The sequence below is a fragment of the Beijerinckia sp. 28-YEA-48 genome, assembly GCF_900104955.1.
GTDB lineage: Bacteria > Pseudomonadota > Alphaproteobacteria > Rhizobiales > Beijerinckiaceae > Terripilifer.
Window position 1 is genome coordinate 3,897,695 of record NZ_FNSI01000001.1, and the last position, 17,370, is coordinate 3,915,064.

Genomic DNA, 17,370 nt, shown 5'->3' on the forward strand with positions numbered 1-17,370 from the left:
AGCATTGCGCTGAATCCCGCAGCCGTAAAGCTGAATCGACGTGATTGGTTGACGGACAGCGTTAGCAAAAGGAAGGATGACGCCCGTTCTCCCTCGAATGCTTAATCAGCCTCACGTTTAGGCAATGCGGATTGCAACGCCTGCCAGACCGCATCCTTGACCTGGGTCGTCATCGGCGCGTCCTGCGTCACAGGCGGCGCTGTCCGACGCTCTCCTTCTTTCACCAAGAGGACAAACCGCACGTCGCCATCGGTCTGATAGCGACTGCCCTCGCCATTGCGCCCAAACAGGGTCGGGCCGACGCCGGACACCTGATAGAGCCCCTCGGCCATGCCGGCCTCGACCAGACTCTTGGCAAAGAAATCGCGTTCGCCGTCAACGTCGGGGGCGATCACATGGGTCACCTGGCCGGTGTAGTGGCTGAGCCCGACGCCTTCGTCATATGTGGCGGAGCCAAGCCAGACTGGTCGGCCTTCGGCGCCGGCATCGAGCACTTTCCAGAGCCGAACGTGGTGGCGCCGACGGGCGCTGGCGCCGGATTCGCGCTCATAGGCCAGATCTTCCCGGCGGCCGTCGTAGAGCAACGGACTCACCGGCGCGTGCACGTAAGGACGGTCGAGCAGGACGCTGCCAACGATTTCGATACTGGTGCGCAAGGTCACCGGATCGGCGGGAAACCAGCCGGCCGCATTCAGCGCCTTAACCACATCGTCCTGCGAGCCGACGAGGCCGATATTGAGGGGATCGCCCGGGATACCACTGGCGGTCTGGGTCACCATCGGCCGCCCGGCGATCCCCGGCTGGTGTTCGTACTGGTTCCAGATCGACGGCAGCACCAGATAGGCGACCAAAAAGTAGATCGCGCCGACCAAGCCGAGGGTGACAAGCCAGCCCACAGCGCGCCCTCTCTTCACCGCCTCCATCGACGAACCCATCGGCGCACCCAAGAGCTCAAGGCCCCACTGGGCCAGCGAGCGCGCGCACCAGCCGGTCGAGGAAGGTCTTACCGTCATAAAGCGCCTGCACGCCGACCTGCTCGTTGAGGCCATGGACGCCGCTCGTCGCCGGATCGTTGAAAATGCCGGAGATTCCATAGGCGGGAATACCGGCATTGCGCACCCAGCGACTATCGGTATAGCCGCCCGACATCGACGGTATGACCGGTATGCCCGGCCACATGCTGGCGGCGATCCGCTCAACCGCGCCCATCACCACGGGATCGAGCGGCGATGGCGGGCTCGCCACCGCAGCGCCAACGGGCGTCACCGAAATATTCGGATCATCGAGGACACGGACCAGGGTCTTCTGGACGTCGGCAACATCGGCATCGGGCAGGACGCGGCAATTGACCGTGGCGGCGGCGGTTTGCGGCAGCGCGTTCTCGGCATGGCCGGCATCGAGCATGGTCGCCACGCAGGTGGTGCGGATGATCGCATTATAAGACGGCTGCGCCGTCAGGGGCGCCAGTGCACTGGCGTCGCTATTGCCGGCGAGCAAGGCGCGAATGGCTTCGGCGATCTGGAAGTTTTCGTCCTTCACCACATTCTCGAGGAAGGCTTTCGTCACTGGATTGAGACGCGCCGGAAAATCGAAGCGGGCGAGCCGCACCAGCCCGTCGGCCAGCCGGTAGATGGCGCTGTCGCGCCGGCCTGAGGCGCTGTGGCCACCGCGATCCTTCACCTCAAGCCGATAGGTCTGATAAACTTTTTCGGCCAGTTGCACCGACAAGCGCCACGGCTTGCCGTCCCGCAAGGTGCCGCCACCGCCCTCGTTGAGGGCGAGTTCGGCATCGACGAGATCGCGATGCTGATTCAGCAGAACCTTGGCCCCGTCATGGGGCGAATCCGACAGTTCCTCATCGGTCGTCAGCGCGAGAATAATGTCGCGGTCCGGCTTGTAGCCGGTTTTCACATATTCGATCATGTTGGCGACGAAGATCGCGGCCATCGCCTTGTCGTCGGCCGAGCCACGGGCGCGGAAGTAGCCATCGACTTCCTGCAGTTTGAAGGGATCGAAAGCCCAATCCGAACGCTTGGCTTCGACGACATCGATATGAGCGAGCAACAGCAGCGGCTTGCGCGCGCCGGTGCCGCGCAGACGGGCGACAAGATTGCCTTTGCGCGGTGCGGTCGAGATGACCTTGATGTCGGCTTCCGGCAAACCGCCAGCCTTCAGCCGCGCCGCCATCGCCTGCGCCGCTTGCAGCGTGTCGCCCTCGGACTCGGTCGTGTTGATCTCGACCAACTCACGGTAAATGTCGCGGAAGGCTTGCAATTCTGGCGATAAAGCCTGGGCCCTGGCTTGCTGTGCGCAGCACAACAGCACTGAGGCCAGCAGCAGACGCATTACCCCGGGAATCACAGGCCGCATAGTCATCTCTCCTTCCCGCCATAGTGCAGCGCGGTGGACGCCCGCGTCAAACGCAGCACCCCGCGGTTTGGCGAATAGCCGCCATGCAAGATGCCGATTGCATTCCCTTTTCTCGCCACTAGTCTTGCCAAAGGGGATCGTTCAAAGGAGCTGACACCATGCGCCGTACCACCTTGCTTGAGACGCTGCTCGTGACGTGCGCGCTGACCTATACAGCGTTCGCACTCACGCCCGCCGCCGCCGACGAGCGCAAGGAAGCCGCCTTTAAAATCATCGACAAGAACGCCAAGCAGATCGCCGACATCGGCGATGCCGTGTTTTTCTTCGCCGAGCCAGGCATGCAGGAGTTCGAAAGCACCAAGCTCCTGAAAGACACTCTGGAAGCGGCCGGCTTTACGGTGGAACTCGGCGGCGCCGGCATGCCAACCAATCTCTGGGCGAAATGGGGCAGCGGCAAGCCGACCATTCTCATCGCCAGCGAGATCGATGCGCTGCCCGAGGGATCGCAGACCCCTGGTTCCATTCCGCGCAAGCCGCTGGTGGCCGGTGCCCCCGGCCATATGGAAGGCCATAACACCCATGCCGGCGTGACGCTTGGCGCCATGTACGCGCTGAAAAAGGTGATGGAGCAGTACAAACTGCCGGGCACGATCATGCTGTCGCTTGGGCCGGCCGAGGAACAGTTGGCGAGCCGCCCCTTCCTGGTGCGGGCCGGCTATCTGAAGGATGTCGATGCCGGACTGATCGTCCATATCGGCGATAATTTCACCACCGGCTGGGGCCCGCAGAACTATGCCGCCATCAGCGCCACCTTCACCTTCCACGGCAAGACCGCCCATGGCGCGATGAATCCCTGGGACGGCAAGGATGCGGTCGACGCGGTCGAACTGATGGATATCGGCTTCGACAAACTGCGCGAACATCTGCGCCCGACCTATCGTGCCCATCGCACGATCATGAACGGCGGCATCCAACCCAACATCATTCCCGATCTCGGCAAGATCTGGTGGTTCGTGCGCGACGCCTCGGCGAAGGCCGCCCAAGACAACTTCGACAAACTGGTGAAGATCGGCGAAGGCGCGGCGCTGATGACCGGCACGACCATGGATCCACCCGATGTCATCGCCTCGGCCTGGCCGTCGCTCGGCAACCGGCCTTTGAGCGAAGCGCTGCGCAAGAATATGGAGGCCGTCGGCCTGCCGAAATGGAGCGAAGAGGAAGTCGCCTTCGCCAAGGAATTCCAGAAGGCCAATAACCAGCGCGAGGTCGGTCTTGCCACCGCGCTGCCCCCCTCAGGGCCGCGCCCGCAGGGTTTCGCCTCCAACGACATTGGTGACTACACCTGGAACGTGCCCTTCGGCCTGATGACCTTTCCCGGCAGCGTGCCGGGCATCGGCTATCACGCCTGGCCGGCCGCGGTGACGCCGACCAGCACCATGGCCCACAAGGGCATGGTCGCCGCCGCCAAAGTGATGGCCGCGACGGCACTCGACATGCTGACCTCGCCGGAACTGGTGCAAAAGGCCAAGGCGGGCTTGGCCGAGGACACCCAGGAGACGAAATATTTCTCGCTGCTGCCAGACACCGCCAAACCGCAAACCGACCTCAATAAGGAGGTCATGGACCGCTTGCGGCCGGAAATGACTAAATTTTACCTAAGGGTTTCTCCGCGCTTCGAATAATCGCCTGCGGAAAATTCAAAATTCTTCCTTTCGGGTGTCTGCATTCTCCTGTCTCAATCGTTCTAGGAACGAGGCAACGAGCAGGAGGATGCCATGCCCTACGTTGATGGATTTGTCGTCGCGGTCCCCAAGGCGAATATTGAAGCCTATAAAGAGATGTCGGCACTCGCCGGAAAAGTCTGGATGGAGTGCGGTGCGCAGCAATATGTTGAGTGCATCGGTGATGACGTGCCCTACGGCAAACTCACCTCTTTCCCGCGCGCCGTTCAAGCGACCGAGGACGAAACGGTGGTGTTTTCCTGGATCGTGTATGAATCGCGCGAGCAGCGTGATGCCATCAACGCCAAGGTGATGGCCGATCCGCGTTTGGCGCACGGCATGGAGAACCCGCCGTTCGATGCCAAACGCATGATCTACGGCGGCTTCACGACTTTGCTGCAACTCTGACGGTTCTCTTCGGTGTCATACCCAACAGCCGCGTAACGGCTAAGCGGGTGTGACACCAAGAATTTTCAGCAAGTGACTAACCAAGCAAGCGCTGCGGGATATTGATATTGAACGCAGCGCGTCCAGCATAGACCGCCTCGTTGCCCAACTCGCGTTCGATCCGCATCAGCCGGTTATACTTAGCCGTGCGATCGGAGCGCGAGAGCGAGCCGGTTTTCATCTGCCCGCAGTTCGTCGCAACCGCCAAATCGGCAATCGTCGTGTCTTCCGTTTCGCCTGAACGGTGAGACATGACGACCGTGTAGCCCCGCTTCTGGGCATATTCCACGGTGCGCAAGGTCTCCGTCAGCGTGCCGATCTGATTGACCTTGATGAGGATGGAATTGGCCAGCCCATCCCGCACACCGTTCTTGAGCAAATCGAGATTGGTGCAAAAGACGTCATCGCCGGTGAGCTGGCAGGTCTCGCCCAAGGCTTGCGTGACCAGCTTCCAGCCCTGCGCGTCGCCTTCAGCCATCGGATCTTCGATGGAAATAATAGGATAATCGCGGACGAGATCGGACAGATACTGCACCTGCTCGTCTATGCTGCGCACCACGCCCTCGCCACGATAGTGATAGGCGCCGTCCTCGAAGAATTCCGAAGCCGCCGGATCAATCACGATCGCCACGTCTTTCCCAGGCGCATAGCCAGACTTCACGATGGCCTGCGTGACCATATCCAAAGCTTCCTTGGCGCAGCGGACATTCGGCGCGAAGCCGCCTTCATCCCCCACATTGGTTTGGTGTCCGGCCCGCGAAAGCCCGCCCTTCAGGGTGTGAAAGATCTCGCTCCCCATGCGCACCGCTTCGGAAAAATTGGGCGCGCTCAACGGCATGATCATGAACTCCTGGAAATCCAGCGGATTGTCGGCATGGGCGCCACCGTTGATCACGTTCATGCCAGGCGCGGGCAGCAACCGGGCATTGGCGCCGCCGAGATAACGATAGAGCGGCATGCGCGCTGAAACAGCCGCCGCTTTGGCAACGGCGAGCGACACGCCGAGAAGCGCGTTGGCGCCCAGGCGGCTCTTGTTGGGCGTCCCGTCCAAATCGATCATGATTTGATCGATACTGCTTTGAGAAGAGGCATCCGCGCCGCGCAGGGCCTTGGCAATGTCGTCGTTGACCGCAGCCACGGCCTTCAGCACGCCCTTGCCGTGGTAGCGGGCGCCGCCATCGCGCAATTCGTGGGCTTCGTTCAGGCCCGTGGAAGCCCCCGAGGGGACAGCGGCGCTGCCGGTCGCGCCGTCTTCCAAGACGACATCCACCTCGACGGTTGGATTGCCGCGGCTATCGAGAATTTCGCTGGCTCTAATCTCAGTAATGGCGGTCACTGTCAGGGGCTCCTTGCGGTTCAGGGGGCGTGCGGGGGATCCGCCGCCATCCGTGATTCATTTGCACATATGCTCACCCACGCTCCCGCCGCGCGGTCTGTTCCCGCGCCACAGAGGGGTTGATTTGCCGTCTTCGGCGATTTCTCTATGGCAAACGGGAAAAGTTTGATAACGAGTTCGCCTCTCGTATATGTGAGCTAAACTCACGAGGATTGATGTCCCGCCGGTTGCCACCGCTATTCTCTTTGCGGGCCTTCGAGGCGGCCGCGCGCCTGGGCTCCATCACCCGCGCCGCCGATGAACTCGGCCGCACGCACGGTGCCGTCAGCCGCCAGATTCGCGCCTTGCAGGATCACGCCGGCCTAGCGCTCTTCGACAAAGCTGGAACCGGAATCCGGCTGAACCCGCACGGCGAAAAACTGCGCGACGTGGTGGCGGCGGCACTCACCGCGCTGGAACAGGGTTGGTCGCGCGTCCTCGAAGATGCCCAGGGCCAAAGCCTGCATGTGGCATGCAGCGCCACCTTCGCGATGCGCTGGCTGGTGCCGCATCTGGCTGGCTTTTATCGCCAGCATCCCGACGTGCGTATCCGCCTCTCGATGACGTCAGCCCAGGAAATTAGAAACCAGGGCGCCGATCTGGTTTTGGCTTGGGATCGCCTGTCCTATCCAGCAGCGGATCAAACGCGGGCGATCCGCATCGCCGATGTCGCCTTCGGCCCGGTCTGCACGCTACGTTACGCCTTTAAAGTGAAACGCGATCATCTCGAATGCGCGACGTGGATCGTCCATGACTACACCCAGCGCGCCTGGACCGTGTGGCAGGAGAACAGTGGCTTTTCCGTCTCGCACGGAGCGGAGTTACGGTTCCCGCATACGCATTTGTGCATTGAAGCGGCGCTGTCGGGATTGGGCGTCGCATTGGTGGAACGACGCATGGTCCAGGAAGATTTGGCCGCCGGCAGGCTGATCGCACCGTGCGGCTTTGTTGCGTTTGGAGATGGCCTGGCGATTGTTCCGACCTCCGATCGCGCCGGCTCGCCGGCGGCGAAGGCCTTCATCGCCTGGATCGAACAGGAACTCGCCGACAGCGACGGCTAATCGCCGTCGTCGGGAATTTTCAGAATATGACCGCAGGCCTTGCAGTGCACGGCATCGGGATCGTGCCGCTGTAGGGCGCATTGCGGACAGGGGAAGTGCACTTTCACTGGGCGAAAGATCGACTGCGCCAGCCGCACGAACAGCGAAATGCCGATGATCATGGTGACGATCGAGGTCAGCTTGCCTCCCACACCGGGCAGAACGATGTCGCCGAAGCCGGTCGTCGTCACCGTCGCGACGGTGAAGTAGAGCGCATCGACATAGCCGCTCAACCCGCCATTGGAACGGAAGAAGAAGGTGTAGACGAAACCGGTGATAATGAAGAGAAAGGTCAGCAGGTTGACGACCGCCTGGCCCGTCGCACGCCATTCGCGCCATCCGATCTGCTCGAACGGCCGCCACAGAAAGCCGCTGCGCGACAAGGACCAAAGCCGCAGGATGCGCAGAAAGCCGAGATTGGCCAGGCTCGCCGGCAGCAGCAAAGTCGCCAGAATGAAAATATCGACCCAGACGGTCGGCTGGCGCAGCCATCGCCCGATATCGGTGCAGGCCAATACGCGGGCAATGATATCGGCGGCGAGCAAAGCGGCGATCGAATAATCAAGCCACAGAAACGCAGGCTCGTCGCGCAGCACCGGCGAGGCGATGAAAAAGGCGATGATCGCCAGATCGACCAGAATGACCGCGAGCTGAAAGCGCACCGCCGCCGGCGAGCGTCCGTGATAAAGTTTACGCAGCGCATCGCGCAAGCGCTTCAATCCGGTGTCGGGTGACGACGCAGCATCGGCCATGGCTCAGAGGTAACGAGGCAGCCACGCGCGGTAAAGCCGAAACTCCGCGCGTTTCAGAATGTACCGGCTATGCCCGCCCGACGGATGACATCGCCCCAACGCGCCGTCTCGTCAGCGATGTATTTGCGCAGATCCTCGACCGAGCGGTTCGGCACCGGCAACAGGCCCGCCTTCAACAACTGCTCCGCCGCGTCAGGCGTCGCCAACAGACGAGTCAGTTCGTCATGCAGCTTGTCGACGATCGGCCGTGGCGTGGCCGCGGGCGCCGCCATCATGAACCAGCCCGAGGCATCGAAGCCCGGAACAGTGTCACTGAGCGGTGGCACGTCCTTCAACACGTCGATGCGTCGCGCCACGCTGACCGCGAGCGGACGCACCAGATCGCCCTGGATCGCGCCCAATGCTGGCCCGAGATCGACCATCATCAGCGGCACGTGGCCCGCCGCCACATCGTTCAAGGCCGGCAAGCTGCCCTTATAAGGCACCATGGTCATTTGCAGTCCGGCCATGCCGCTGAGCATCTCGATGTAAAGATGATGCGGCACGCCGGGGCCGGACGAGGCGTAATTGATCTGGCCGGGACGCGCTTTCACGTAAGCGATCAGATCCGCCACCGATTTGACCGGCAGGGCCGGATTGACGACCAGCACGAAGGGCGTGGCCGCGGCCAACGCCAGCGGCACGAAATCCTTGGCCGGATCGTAAGGCAGCTTTTTATAGAGTGTCGGATTGGCGGACAGGTTGGACACCGAAGCCAGGAACAGGGTGTGGCCGTCCGGTTCAGCCCGCGCCGCTGCCTGAGCGCCGACAACGCCGCCGGCCCCCGGCCGGTTCTCGACAATGAACGGTTTGCCCCAGGCCTGCTCCAGCTTCTGGGCGATGAGACGCGCCAGAATATCGGTGCCGCCGCCCGGCGCGAACGGCACGATGAGCGTGACTTGGCGATCAGGATAATGCGCGGCCGCATCGCGCGGGGTTTGCGCTTGTACCTGGTGGGATGCCGCCGCCAGCCCAACGGCCAGCAGCGCGCCGTAGACGTTCGCGCCCTTGAACATGGGCCCCTCCCTGTCATCGTTTGCCTTGCGCATTTGTCTTGCACAATGGTGAGGCGAAGGATGGAAGGCCCGCTGGCCGGTCGTCAAGCGCTGCGGGCGGATGCTTAACGAAGTGTCAGCATATAGGCTCGCAACGTGTCCCTCTACGGGACGAACGGGAATCAGGTACGGCGATGGCAAAGAACGGGTTGAAACGCGGCGGGTCGACAAGGGGGTTGGCCTGCGGTTTGGCGGCTATCGTCGTGGTTCCCTTGATCCTGGGCCATCTGGCCGCCGGTGCGCTGGCGCAGGATCGCGGCTCGGTCAATCCGCAGCCGCTGCCGCCGCTCGCCAATCCCAACAGCCCGACGACCCCGGCCAAGGAGCTTTTCGGCCGCAAACCCGACCCGGCGCCGATGGCTGTCCGCTCCATCGGCTTTTATTCCAAGGGGTGCCTGGCCGGCGCAAACGCCCTGCCCATCGATGGCGACGCCTGGCAGGTGATGCGGCTGTCGCGCAACCGCAATTGGGGCCATCCGGCCCTGGTCGCGGTCCTGGAGAGGATCTCCCGGCAGGCGCGCCAGGAGGGCGTGTGGAACGGGCTGCTGGTCGGCGATATGTCGCAGCCGCGCGGCGGCCCGATGCGCACCGGCCACGCCTCGCACCAGATCGGTCTCGACGCCGACATCTGGCTCACCCCCATGCCCAACCGGACCTTGAACCGCAGCGAGCGCGAGAACATGTCCGCCGTCGACATGGTGCGGCCCGATCGGCTCGACATCGATCCGAACGTTTTCTCTCAAAGACAGGTGGAACTGGTCCGCATCGCCGCGCAACAGCGCGAGGTCGAGCGGATTTTTGTTAATGCCGCCATTAAGAAAGCAATGTGTCGGATGGCGACAGGAAATCGTTCCTGGCTGGCGAAAGTCCGCCCCTATTACCAGCACAACTACCATTTCCACGTCCGCATCACCTGCCCGGCCGGCAGCGAGGGCTGCACGCCGCAGGATCCGCCGCCATCAGGCGACGGCTGCGACCAGCTTGACTATTGGTTTTCCGACGCTGTTCTGCATCCCAAGCCCAATCCGAACTGGAAACCGCGCCCGCCCTTAACTATGGCACAATTGCCAGACGCCTGCCGGGCGGTCTTGAACGCAAAGTAACGACTTTCCTGCATTGTACCGGCGCGCATCCCGTGCCAAACCGCCATTCATGGGTGGTTCAGGCCGTTAATCGCAAGCCATAATCGGCGCGAGGTCGTCGGCTGGGAAAGGACTATGGATATGGAAAGCGCACAACGGCCGAGCGATACGCTCGCCCTTGATGCAGAACGTGCGCCCGCTAGCGCTGTGACCGGAGCCGAGCCGACGACCACGGCAACGGCCGGGAGCGCCGTGCTTTCCATCACCCCTTCCGTCACCCTTGGCCCCGTCCGTCCTGATCTTCTGCGCAACGAATTGCTCGGCGAATTGTTTGCCGCCTCGGCGCACGAACATCCGACCCGCACCTGCCTGATCGCCGACGGCCACAAGCTGACCTATCGCGATGTCGACCGTGCCGCCGAACGGCTGGCGCGCGGCCTGCTGCACCATGGCGCCAAGCCCGGCGCGGTGGTCGGCCTGTGGATGGGACGCGGCGCCGATCTGCTCATCGCCCAGATCGCCATCACGCGCACCGGCGCGGCCTTTCTGCCTTTCGATGCCGATGTGCCGGCCGAACGCGTCGCCGAATGTCTGGCCGATTGCGGCGCCAGCGCCCTCTTCACCGATCCCGAGCGCAAGACGCGCCTCGCCGGCCTCGCCGCGGATGCCATCCTCTGCCCCGCGCTGACGTCGGCCGAGATCGGCAGCGACGAGACGGCTGACATCGTCAGCGCACGCGCGCTCGGCTGCACGCCCGATGACCCCGCCTATCTGATCTACACCTCCGGTTCGACGGGCAAGCCGAAGGGCATCGTCGTCACCCAGCGCAACATCTGTCACTATTTGCGCGCCGCCAATGAAATCTATGGACTGACCGCCGACGACGTGGTGTTCCAAGGTGCTTCCGTCGCTTTCGACCTGTCGATGGAAGAAATCTGGGTTCCTTATCTCGTCGGTGCGACGCTGTTCGTCGCCACGCCGCAGATCATGGGCGAGACAGAACGCCTGCCCGACCTGATGGAAGCCAACGGCATCACCGTGCTCGACACGGTGCCGACTCTGCTCGCCATGCTGCCGCGCGACATCAACACCCTGCGCATCATCATCCTGGGTGGCGAGGCCTGCCCGCCGATCATCGCCGAACATTGGTGCAAGCCGGGCCGCCGCGTCTTCAATTCCTACGGCCCCACCGAGACCACCGTGGTGGCGACAATAGCGGAAGTGCATGCCGGCACGCCCGTCACCATCGGCAAGCCGATCCCGAACTACACCTGTTATGTCGTCGACGACGAATTGCTCATCGTGCCGCCTGGTGTCGAAGGCGAACTCTTGATCGGCGGCCCCGGCGTGGCGCGCGGCTATCTCAACCGCGACGAACTGACGGCGGAAAAATTCATCGCCAATCCGTTCGATAGCCAGGCCAACGACGCCAGGCTCTATCGCTCCGGCGACGCCGTTCTCCTGGACGACAACGGCGAGATCGTGTTTCGCGGCCGCATCGACGATCAGGTAAAGATCCGTGGCTTCCGCGTCGAGCTTGGTGAGATCGAGGCGAAACTCGTTCATCGCGACGAGATCGCCCAGACCGCCGTGGTGCTGCAAAACCACGATGGCGTCGATCAGCTGATCGCCTTCATCGTGCCGGAACGCGGCGCCACGATCGATGCGAAAGCGCTGCGGCAGGATCTACAGCGCGTCCTGCCCGCCTATATGATCCCGGCCCGGTTCGAGGTGTTGAGCGAACTGCCGCGCCTGTCCTCCGGCAAGGCCGACCGCAACCGTCTGAAGAAAATCGAACTGGCGCCGCTCACCGTCGCGCCAGACGAACAGGAAGAACCGGCGACGCCGACCGAAGCCGTCTTGCTCGACGCGGCTCGCGAAGTGCTGCCGCCGCAGCCGATCGGTTTTGAGGCGGATTTCTTCACCGACCTCGGCGGCCATTCGCTGCTGGCGGCGAAATTCATTTCCTTCGTCCGCCGCACGCCGCAACTGGCCTCGATCACCCTGCAAGACGTCTATGCGGCGCGCACTCTGCGCAGCATGGGCGAAATTCTCGATCAGCGCGTCCGCCTGGCGCCGCCGGCGCGGGATCTGACGTTCACGCCGTCGCCGCTGTTACGACGCTTCCTCTGCGGTCTGGCGCAGGCCTGCGTCCTGCCCTTCATCCTGGCGGTGACCACGGCGCAATGGCTCGGCGTGTTCGTCAGCTACATGCTGCTCACCAGCGCCAGCGCGACCTTATTCGAGGAAATCTTCTCGCTGCTGGCGGTCTATGCCTGCATCAATGTCGCGACCGTCTTCCTCGCCATCGCCATCAAATGGATCGCGCTGGGCCGCACCAAGCCGGGACGTTATCCGCTCTGGGGCACCTATTATTTCCGTTGGTGGGTAGCGCAGCGCTTCCTGGCGCTGACCCATATGAAATATTTCCAGAGTTCGCCGGTGATGCGCTTCTACCTGCGAGCGCTGGGTGCCCGCGTCGGCGATGATGCGATCATCGCCGAGATCGAAGCTGGCGCGCCGGACCTGTTGAACATTGGCGACGGCTGCAGCATCGGCGGCAAGGTGAAATTCGCCAATGCCCGCGTCGAGGGCAACGAGCTGATCATCGGCACCATCGACATCGGCGCGGACGCCTATATCGGCACGTCCTGCGTCATCGAGAACGACACCAAGATCGGCGCCCATGCCGAACTGCACGACCTGACGGCGATTGCCGCGGGCACGGAGATCGGCGAAGCCGAAATCTGGGACGGTTCGCCCGGGCGCCGCATCGGCGCAGTCAATGTGGCGGCGCTGGAAGCACCGGCGCAAGCCAGCGCGCTACGCCGCGGCACCTTCGGCGTGCTCTATGCCGTGATGCTGACGCTGATCCCGCCGCTGGGCCTGCTGCCGATCTTCCCGGCCTTCTGGCTGTTCGACCGCATCGACGAATGGGTGATGCCGGGATCCGGCGACCGTCTCGCCTATCTGGCTTCGATCCCGATCATGGCCTGGCCGACCGCCTTCGTCATGGTTCTCGTCACCGTGGCGCTGATCGCCATCTTCCGCTGGATCATCCTGCCGCAAGTCCGCGAAGGCACCTATTCGGTGCATTCCGGCTTCTACTTCCGCAAGTGGACGGTGGCGCTCGCCACCGAAGTGACGCTGGAAACCTTGTCGTCGCTCTATGCCACTATCTACATGCGCAACTGGTATCGCCTGATGGGCGCGAAGATCGGCAAGGACGCGGAAATCTCGACCAATCTGTCGGGCCGGTACGATCTCGTCGAGATCGGCGAGAAATGTTTCATCGCCGACGAGGTGGTGCTCGGCGACGAGGATACGCGGCGCGGCTGGATGACCTTGCGCAAGGTGCGTACCGGCGCCCGCGTCTTCGTCGGTAACGACGCCGTCGTCCCAAGCGGCGCCGACATTCCCACCGGCTCGCTGATCGGCATCAAATCGAAACCGCCGACGAACCCGGAGATGGAAGCAGGCTGCACCTGGTTCGGCTCGCCGCCGATCCGCCTGCCCGTGCGCCAGCGTTTCGACACCGGCTCGAACTGGACCTATGAACCGCCGCGCTGGAAGAAGTTCATGCGCGCCGTGTTCGAGGCTGTGCATATCTCGCTGCCGACCATGCTGTTCATCACCTTCGGCACCTGGGCGGTGGAAGTGCTCGGCCCGGCGCTGGAAGCGCGCGACTGGTTCCTGATGACCGTGCTGTTCATCGCCTGCTCGATCGCCATCTCCTGCGCCATGATGGCCGTGGTCATCGCCGTCAAATGGCTGACCATGGGCACCTATCGTCCCGCTACCATGCCGATGTGGTCGTGGTGGGCGATGCGCACCGAGGCGGTGGCGGTGATGTATTGGGGGCTTGGCGCCCGTGTGCTGCTCGACCATATGCGCGGCACGCCCTTCCTGCCCTGGACCCTGCGTCTGCTGGGCGCCAAATTCGGTAAGGGCGTGTGGATGGACTCCACCGACATCACCGAATTCGACTGTGTGAAGGTTGGCGATTATTGCGCCATCAACGCGCTGTCGGCGCTGCAGACCCATCTCTACGAAGACCGGGTGATGAAGGTGGGTCGGGTGGAATTGGCCGCCGGCGTGACCGTCGGCGCCGGCTCGACGGTGCTCTACGACACCAGGGTCGATGCTTTCGCCCAGCTGGGGCCGCTGACCATCGTCATGAAGGGCGAGCAGATCCCCGGCAATTCGTCCTGGATGGGTGCGCCCGCAGTCAGAATGGCCTGAGAATCCAGGTAAATGGGCCAGGGACCTAACTGGGTTTGACCCCGGTTGCGTCCCTGCTACAACGCCCGCGTTGAATCTCGGTCTCGACGCGTCTTCGTGACGTTTGAATAAATCAAACGACGAAACGCCATGGGCGCACCATGTCACACAATACGTTCGGTCATCTTTTCAGGTTCACGAGCTTTGGCGAGAGTCATGGGCCGCTGGTCGGCTGCGTCGTCGACGGCTGCCCGCCGCTGATCGAACTGACCGAAGCCGACCTGCAAGGCTATCTCGACAAGCGCCGCCCCGGCCAATCGCGCTTCACCACCCAGCGGCAGGAGCCGGACCAGGTGCGCATCGTCTCCGGCGTGATGATCGAGGAGGCCACCGGCCGCCAGCTCACCACCGGCACGCCGATCGGCCTGATCATCGACAATGTCGACCAACGCTCGAAGGACTATGGCGAGATCCGCCAGCAGTACCGGCCAGGCCATGCCGATTTCGCCTATGACGCCAAATATGGCATCCGCGACTATCGCGGTGGCGGCCGCTCCTCGGCGCGCGAAACGGCGATGCGGGTCGCCGCCGGTGGCATCGCCCGCAAGGTGCTCGAAGGCGTCCAGATTCGCGGCGCGCTCGTGCAGATGGGGCCGCACAAGATCGATCGCCAACGCTGGGACTGGAGCGCCGTCGACGACAACGCTTTCTTCTGTCCCGACCGCCAAGCGGCACAAGAATGGGAGACCTATCTCGATGGCGTGCGCAAGGCGGGCTCGTCCTGCGGCGCGGTGCTCGAGATCGTCGCTGAAGGCGTGCCGGCGGGATGGGGCGCGCCGATCTATGGCAAGCTCGACGCTGAACTCGCCTCCGCCTTCATGTCGATCAACGCCGTGAAAGGCGTCGAGATCGGCGAAGGCATGGCAGCAGCGGCGCTGACAGGCGAAGACAATGCCGACGAGATGCGCACCGGAAATACCGGCCTGCCGCATTTCATCTCCAACCACGCCGGCGGCATCCTGGGCGGCATTTCCACCGGCCAGCCGATCGTCGCGCGCTTCGCGGTGAAGCCGACCTCGTCGATCCTGACCGAGCGCCGTTCGGTCGACCGCTTCGGCGCCGATGTCGATATCCGCACCAAGGGCCGCCACGACCCGTGCGTCGGCATCCGCGCGGTGCCCGTCGGCGAGGCGATGATGGCCATCGTTCTGGCCGACGCTTTCCTGCGCCATCGCGGACAGACCGGCGCACCGCCGACGCGCTGGCCTTTCCCCCGTCCGGCTTGAGAGGCGGGCGATGTTCGACAAATATCTCTATGCACTGGGCAAGGGCGTTCGCAGCATCAAGCGCACCCTTGATGAAGAGGCCCAGAAAGAGGCTGTCGCCGATCCGACGGTGCCGCGCGACGTGACGCCGAGCGCCGACGCCCCAGGCGAAACCCGCCCGGTGGCGCCGGACAACACATCGGCTGTTCCAGCCCGCACACCCCTGCGGCTCGCCACGCGCACACTTGTCATGGGCATCGTCAACGTGACACCGGATTCGTTTTCCGACGGTGGCCGCTATCTCGAAGCCTCCGCCGCGCTCACCCATGGCGAAGAGCTTGCCGCTGAGGGCGCCGACATCCTCGACATCGGCGGCGAATCGACCAGGCCTGGCGCCGCCCTCGTGACCGTGGACGATGAAATGGCGCGGGTGGTCCCGATCGTGCGGACTCTGTCGGCGCGCACGCGCCTGCCAATTTCCATCGACACGATGAAGGCCAAGGTCGCCGCCGCCGCCATCGAAGCCGGCGCCACCATCGTCAATGACGTGTGGGGGTTCCAGTTCGATCCCGACATCGCCAAGGTTAGCGCCGATGGCGGCGTGCATTGTGTCTTGATGCACAACCGCCGGCAGGACGATGGCAGCGTCGACATGTTCGCCGAGGTGAAGGATTTTCTGTCGCGCTCGATCGACATCGCCCTGAAAGCCGGCGTTGCCCAAGACAAGATCATCATTGATCCGGGCATCGGCTTCGGCAAAACCCACGACCAAAGCTTCGAACTGGTGCGACGGCTGGCCGAACTCAAACAGGCCCTGGGCTTTCCGCTGCTGCTCGGCATTTCGCGCAAGCGCTTCATCGGCATCGCCACGACGCGCACGATCGCGGCGGAGCGGATGATCGGTAGCGTCGCGGCCGATCTGTTTGGCGCGCTCAACGGCGCTGATATCGTGCGTGTTCACGATGTCGCCGCCCATGTCGAAGCATTCGCAGTGCTGAACGCCATCCAAGGCAAAGGAACAGAACGCCGATGAGCCTGCCGAGCAAAGTGATCATCGAACAGCTCGAACTGCACGCCTATCACGGCTGGCACAAGCACGAGAAAGAGTTCGGACAACCGTTCACGGTCGACATTGAATTCGATGTCGACATCGCGATCGAAGCGGCCAGCGACCTGCTGCAGGACGCTCTCGATTATGACGCCATTGTCACCACCGTGCGCCGGCTGTTCGTTGAATCGCGCTACAAGCTGGTCGAAGCTGCCGCTGCAACCCTGGCGCGCGGCCTGCTCGAGCAGTTTCCGCGCGTCGATGCGGTGCACCTGCGCATTCGCAAGCTGAAGCCGCCGATCCCCGAGCGGATCGGCGCTGTCGGCGTCGATCTGCGCCTGACGCGCGACCAGCTGTAAGACCTTTGAACGCCGTGACAGCGCCTGTGCTGGCTGTTTTGTGCCTCGGCGGCAATACCGGCGATGTGGCGCAAAGCTTCGCAGAGGCGTTGCAGGCGCTGACAGCAGGTGGCGCAGCAGTTGAACGGCGCTCCTCGGTCTGGCGCACGCCACCGTGGGGCAAGACCGATCAGCCAGACTTTCGCAACATCGCCGTGATCGTGCGCACGGACCTGTCTCCCCGCGCCCTGCTCGATCTCTGCTTGGCGATCGAACACCAGGCCGGACGCGTGCGCCTTGAACGCTGGGGACCGCGCACCCTCGACATCGATATTCTCACCTATGGCGATGCCGTAACGGACGAGCCGGGCCTGACCATTCCGCATCCGCGCATGCTGGAACGCGCCTTCGTCCTGGCGCCTCTCGCCGAGATCGCGCCGGAAATGGTGGTGGCGGGTGTCAAAGTCTCCGACGCTTTGCAGGCGATCGACACGACCGGCCTGACGATTGACGCTGAGGCCACCGCGATCGTCGAGACTTGAACTGGGTAGAACCCA

14 protein-coding genes are annotated in these 17,370 nt (G+C 63.3%); 9 read left to right on the forward strand and 5 right to left on the reverse strand.

Annotated elements, in window-relative coordinates; translation table 11 throughout:
• Positions 1-101: 101 nt before the first annotated feature.
• Both BLW50_RS18240 and BLW50_RS18245 read right to left on the reverse strand, forming a co-directional pair.
• Positions 102-1,013, reverse strand: a complete 912-nt coding sequence (locus BLW50_RS18240; RefSeq protein ID WP_244544308.1) for an LssY C-terminal domain-containing protein — start codon at positions 1,011-1,013, stop codon at positions 102-104.
• Complete coding sequence (locus BLW50_RS18245; protein WP_210186097.1) at positions 952-2,376, reverse strand: M20/M25/M40 family metallo-hydrolase; 1,425 nt, start codon at positions 2,374-2,376, stop codon at positions 952-954. Before BLW50_RS18245 ends, BLW50_RS18240 begins: the two co-directional genes overlap by 62 nt.
• Positions 2,377-2,528: 152 nt before the next feature.
• On the opposite strand from BLW50_RS18245, the gene BLW50_RS18250 reads away from it, so the two are divergent.
• Entirely contained in the window at positions 2,529-4,052 is a 1,524-nt protein-coding gene (locus BLW50_RS18250; RefSeq protein ID WP_090705097.1) for an amidohydrolase, read from the forward strand.
• Positions 4,053-4,145: 93 nt separating this feature from the next.
• Positions 4,146-4,499 (forward strand): DUF1428 domain-containing protein, encoded by a 354-nt coding sequence (locus BLW50_RS18255; RefSeq protein ID WP_090705100.1) that lies wholly within the window; start codon positions 4,146-4,148, stop codon positions 4,497-4,499.
• A gap of 76 nt (positions 4,500-4,575) precedes the next feature.
• Here the strand turns inward: BLW50_RS18255 and eno are convergent, their stop codons facing one another.
• Positions 4,576-5,874, reverse strand: coding sequence for a phosphopyruvate hydratase (gene eno, locus BLW50_RS18260; protein WP_090705102.1), 1,299 nt, complete (start codon positions 5,872-5,874; stop codon positions 4,576-4,578).
• 215 nt (positions 5,875-6,089) lie between these two features.
• On the opposite strand from eno, the gene BLW50_RS18265 reads away from it, so the two are divergent.
• On the forward strand, positions 6,090-6,974 hold the full coding sequence (locus tag BLW50_RS18265; protein WP_090705104.1) for a LysR substrate-binding domain-containing protein: 885 nt from the start codon (positions 6,090-6,092) through the stop codon (positions 6,972-6,974).
• On the opposite strand, the gene BLW50_RS18270 is transcribed toward BLW50_RS18265, so the two are convergent.
• Together BLW50_RS18270 and BLW50_RS18275 are read right to left on the reverse strand one after the other, a co-directional pair.
• A complete protein-coding gene (locus BLW50_RS18270) occupies positions 6,971-7,765 on the reverse strand; it encodes a potassium channel family protein (RefSeq protein ID WP_090705106.1) in 795 nt (264 codons plus the stop codon). The genes BLW50_RS18265 and BLW50_RS18270 overlap by 4 nt on opposite strands.
• Positions 7,766-7,818: 53 nt before the next feature.
• Entirely contained in the window at positions 7,819-8,820 is a 1,002-nt protein-coding gene (locus tag BLW50_RS18275; protein ID WP_170850228.1) for a Bug family tripartite tricarboxylate transporter substrate binding protein, read from the reverse strand.
• Between the two features lie 242 nt (positions 8,821-9,062).
• Between BLW50_RS18275 and mepA the strand changes: the two genes are divergently transcribed.
• The 6 genes from mepA (at position 9,063) to folK (ending at position 17,355) form a co-directional block, all read left to right on the forward strand.
• Complete coding sequence (gene mepA, locus BLW50_RS18280) at positions 9,063-9,962, forward strand: penicillin-insensitive murein endopeptidase (protein ID WP_348272857.1); 900 nt, start codon at positions 9,063-9,065, stop codon at positions 9,960-9,962.
• Positions 9,963-10,076: 114 nt separating this feature from the next.
• Complete coding sequence (locus BLW50_RS18285; protein WP_244544309.1) at positions 10,077-14,183, forward strand: Pls/PosA family non-ribosomal peptide synthetase; 4,107 nt, start codon at positions 10,077-10,079, stop codon at positions 14,181-14,183.
• A gap of 140 nt (positions 14,184-14,323) precedes the next feature.
• Complete coding sequence (aroC, locus tag BLW50_RS18290) at positions 14,324-15,448, forward strand: chorismate synthase (RefSeq protein WP_090705112.1); 1,125 nt, start codon at positions 14,324-14,326, stop codon at positions 15,446-15,448.
• Between the two features lie 10 nt (positions 15,449-15,458).
• A complete protein-coding gene (gene folP, locus BLW50_RS18295) occupies positions 15,459-16,460 on the forward strand; it encodes a dihydropteroate synthase (RefSeq protein ID WP_244544310.1) in 1,002 nt (333 codons plus the stop codon).
• Complete coding sequence (gene folB, locus BLW50_RS18300; protein ID WP_090705114.1) at positions 16,457-16,834, forward strand: dihydroneopterin aldolase; 378 nt, start codon at positions 16,457-16,459, stop codon at positions 16,832-16,834. The genes folP and folB overlap by 4 nt, the downstream gene beginning before the upstream one ends.
• Positions 16,835-16,848: 14 nt before the next feature.
• A complete protein-coding gene (gene folK, locus BLW50_RS18305) occupies positions 16,849-17,355 on the forward strand; it encodes a 2-amino-4-hydroxy-6-hydroxymethyldihydropteridine diphosphokinase (RefSeq protein ID WP_090709335.1) in 507 nt (168 codons plus the stop codon).
• Positions 17,356-17,370: the final 15 nt, after the last annotated feature.

Bases quoted from the DNA above. Each gene is read 5' to 3' on its own strand.
- BLW50_RS18240 (WP_244544308.1), bottom strand. From the start codon at position 1,013: ATGACGGTAAGACCTTCCTCGACCGGCTGGTGCGCGCGCTCGCTGGCC.
- BLW50_RS18245 (WP_210186097.1), bottom strand. From the start codon at position 2,376: ATGACTATGCGGCCTGTGATTCCCGGGGTAATGCGTCTGCTGCTGGCC.
- BLW50_RS18250 (WP_090705097.1), top strand. From the start codon at position 2,529: ATGCGCCGTACCACCTTGCTTGAGACGCTGCTCGTGACGTGCGCGCTG.
- BLW50_RS18255 (WP_090705100.1), top strand. From the start codon at position 4,146: ATGCCCTACGTTGATGGATTTGTCGTCGCGGTCCCCAAGGCGAATATT.
- BLW50_RS18265 (WP_090705104.1), top strand. From the start codon at position 6,090: ATGTCCCGCCGGTTGCCACCGCTATTCTCTTTGCGGGCCTTCGAGGCG.
- BLW50_RS18270 (WP_090705106.1), bottom strand. From the start codon at position 7,765: ATGGCCGATGCTGCGTCGTCACCCGACACCGGATTGAAGCGCTTGCGC.
- BLW50_RS18275 (WP_170850228.1), bottom strand. From the start codon at position 8,820: ATGTTCAAGGGCGCGAACGTCTACGGCGCGCTGCTGGCCGTTGGGCTG.
- BLW50_RS18285 (WP_244544309.1), top strand. From the start codon at position 10,077: ATGGATATGGAAAGCGCACAACGGCCGAGCGATACGCTCGCCCTTGAT.
- aroC (WP_090705112.1), top strand. From the start codon at position 14,324: ATGTCACACAATACGTTCGGTCATCTTTTCAGGTTCACGAGCTTTGGC.
- folP (WP_244544310.1), top strand. From the start codon at position 15,459: ATGTTCGACAAATATCTCTATGCACTGGGCAAGGGCGTTCGCAGCATC.
- folB (WP_090705114.1), top strand. From the start codon at position 16,457: ATGAGCCTGCCGAGCAAAGTGATCATCGAACAGCTCGAACTGCACGCC.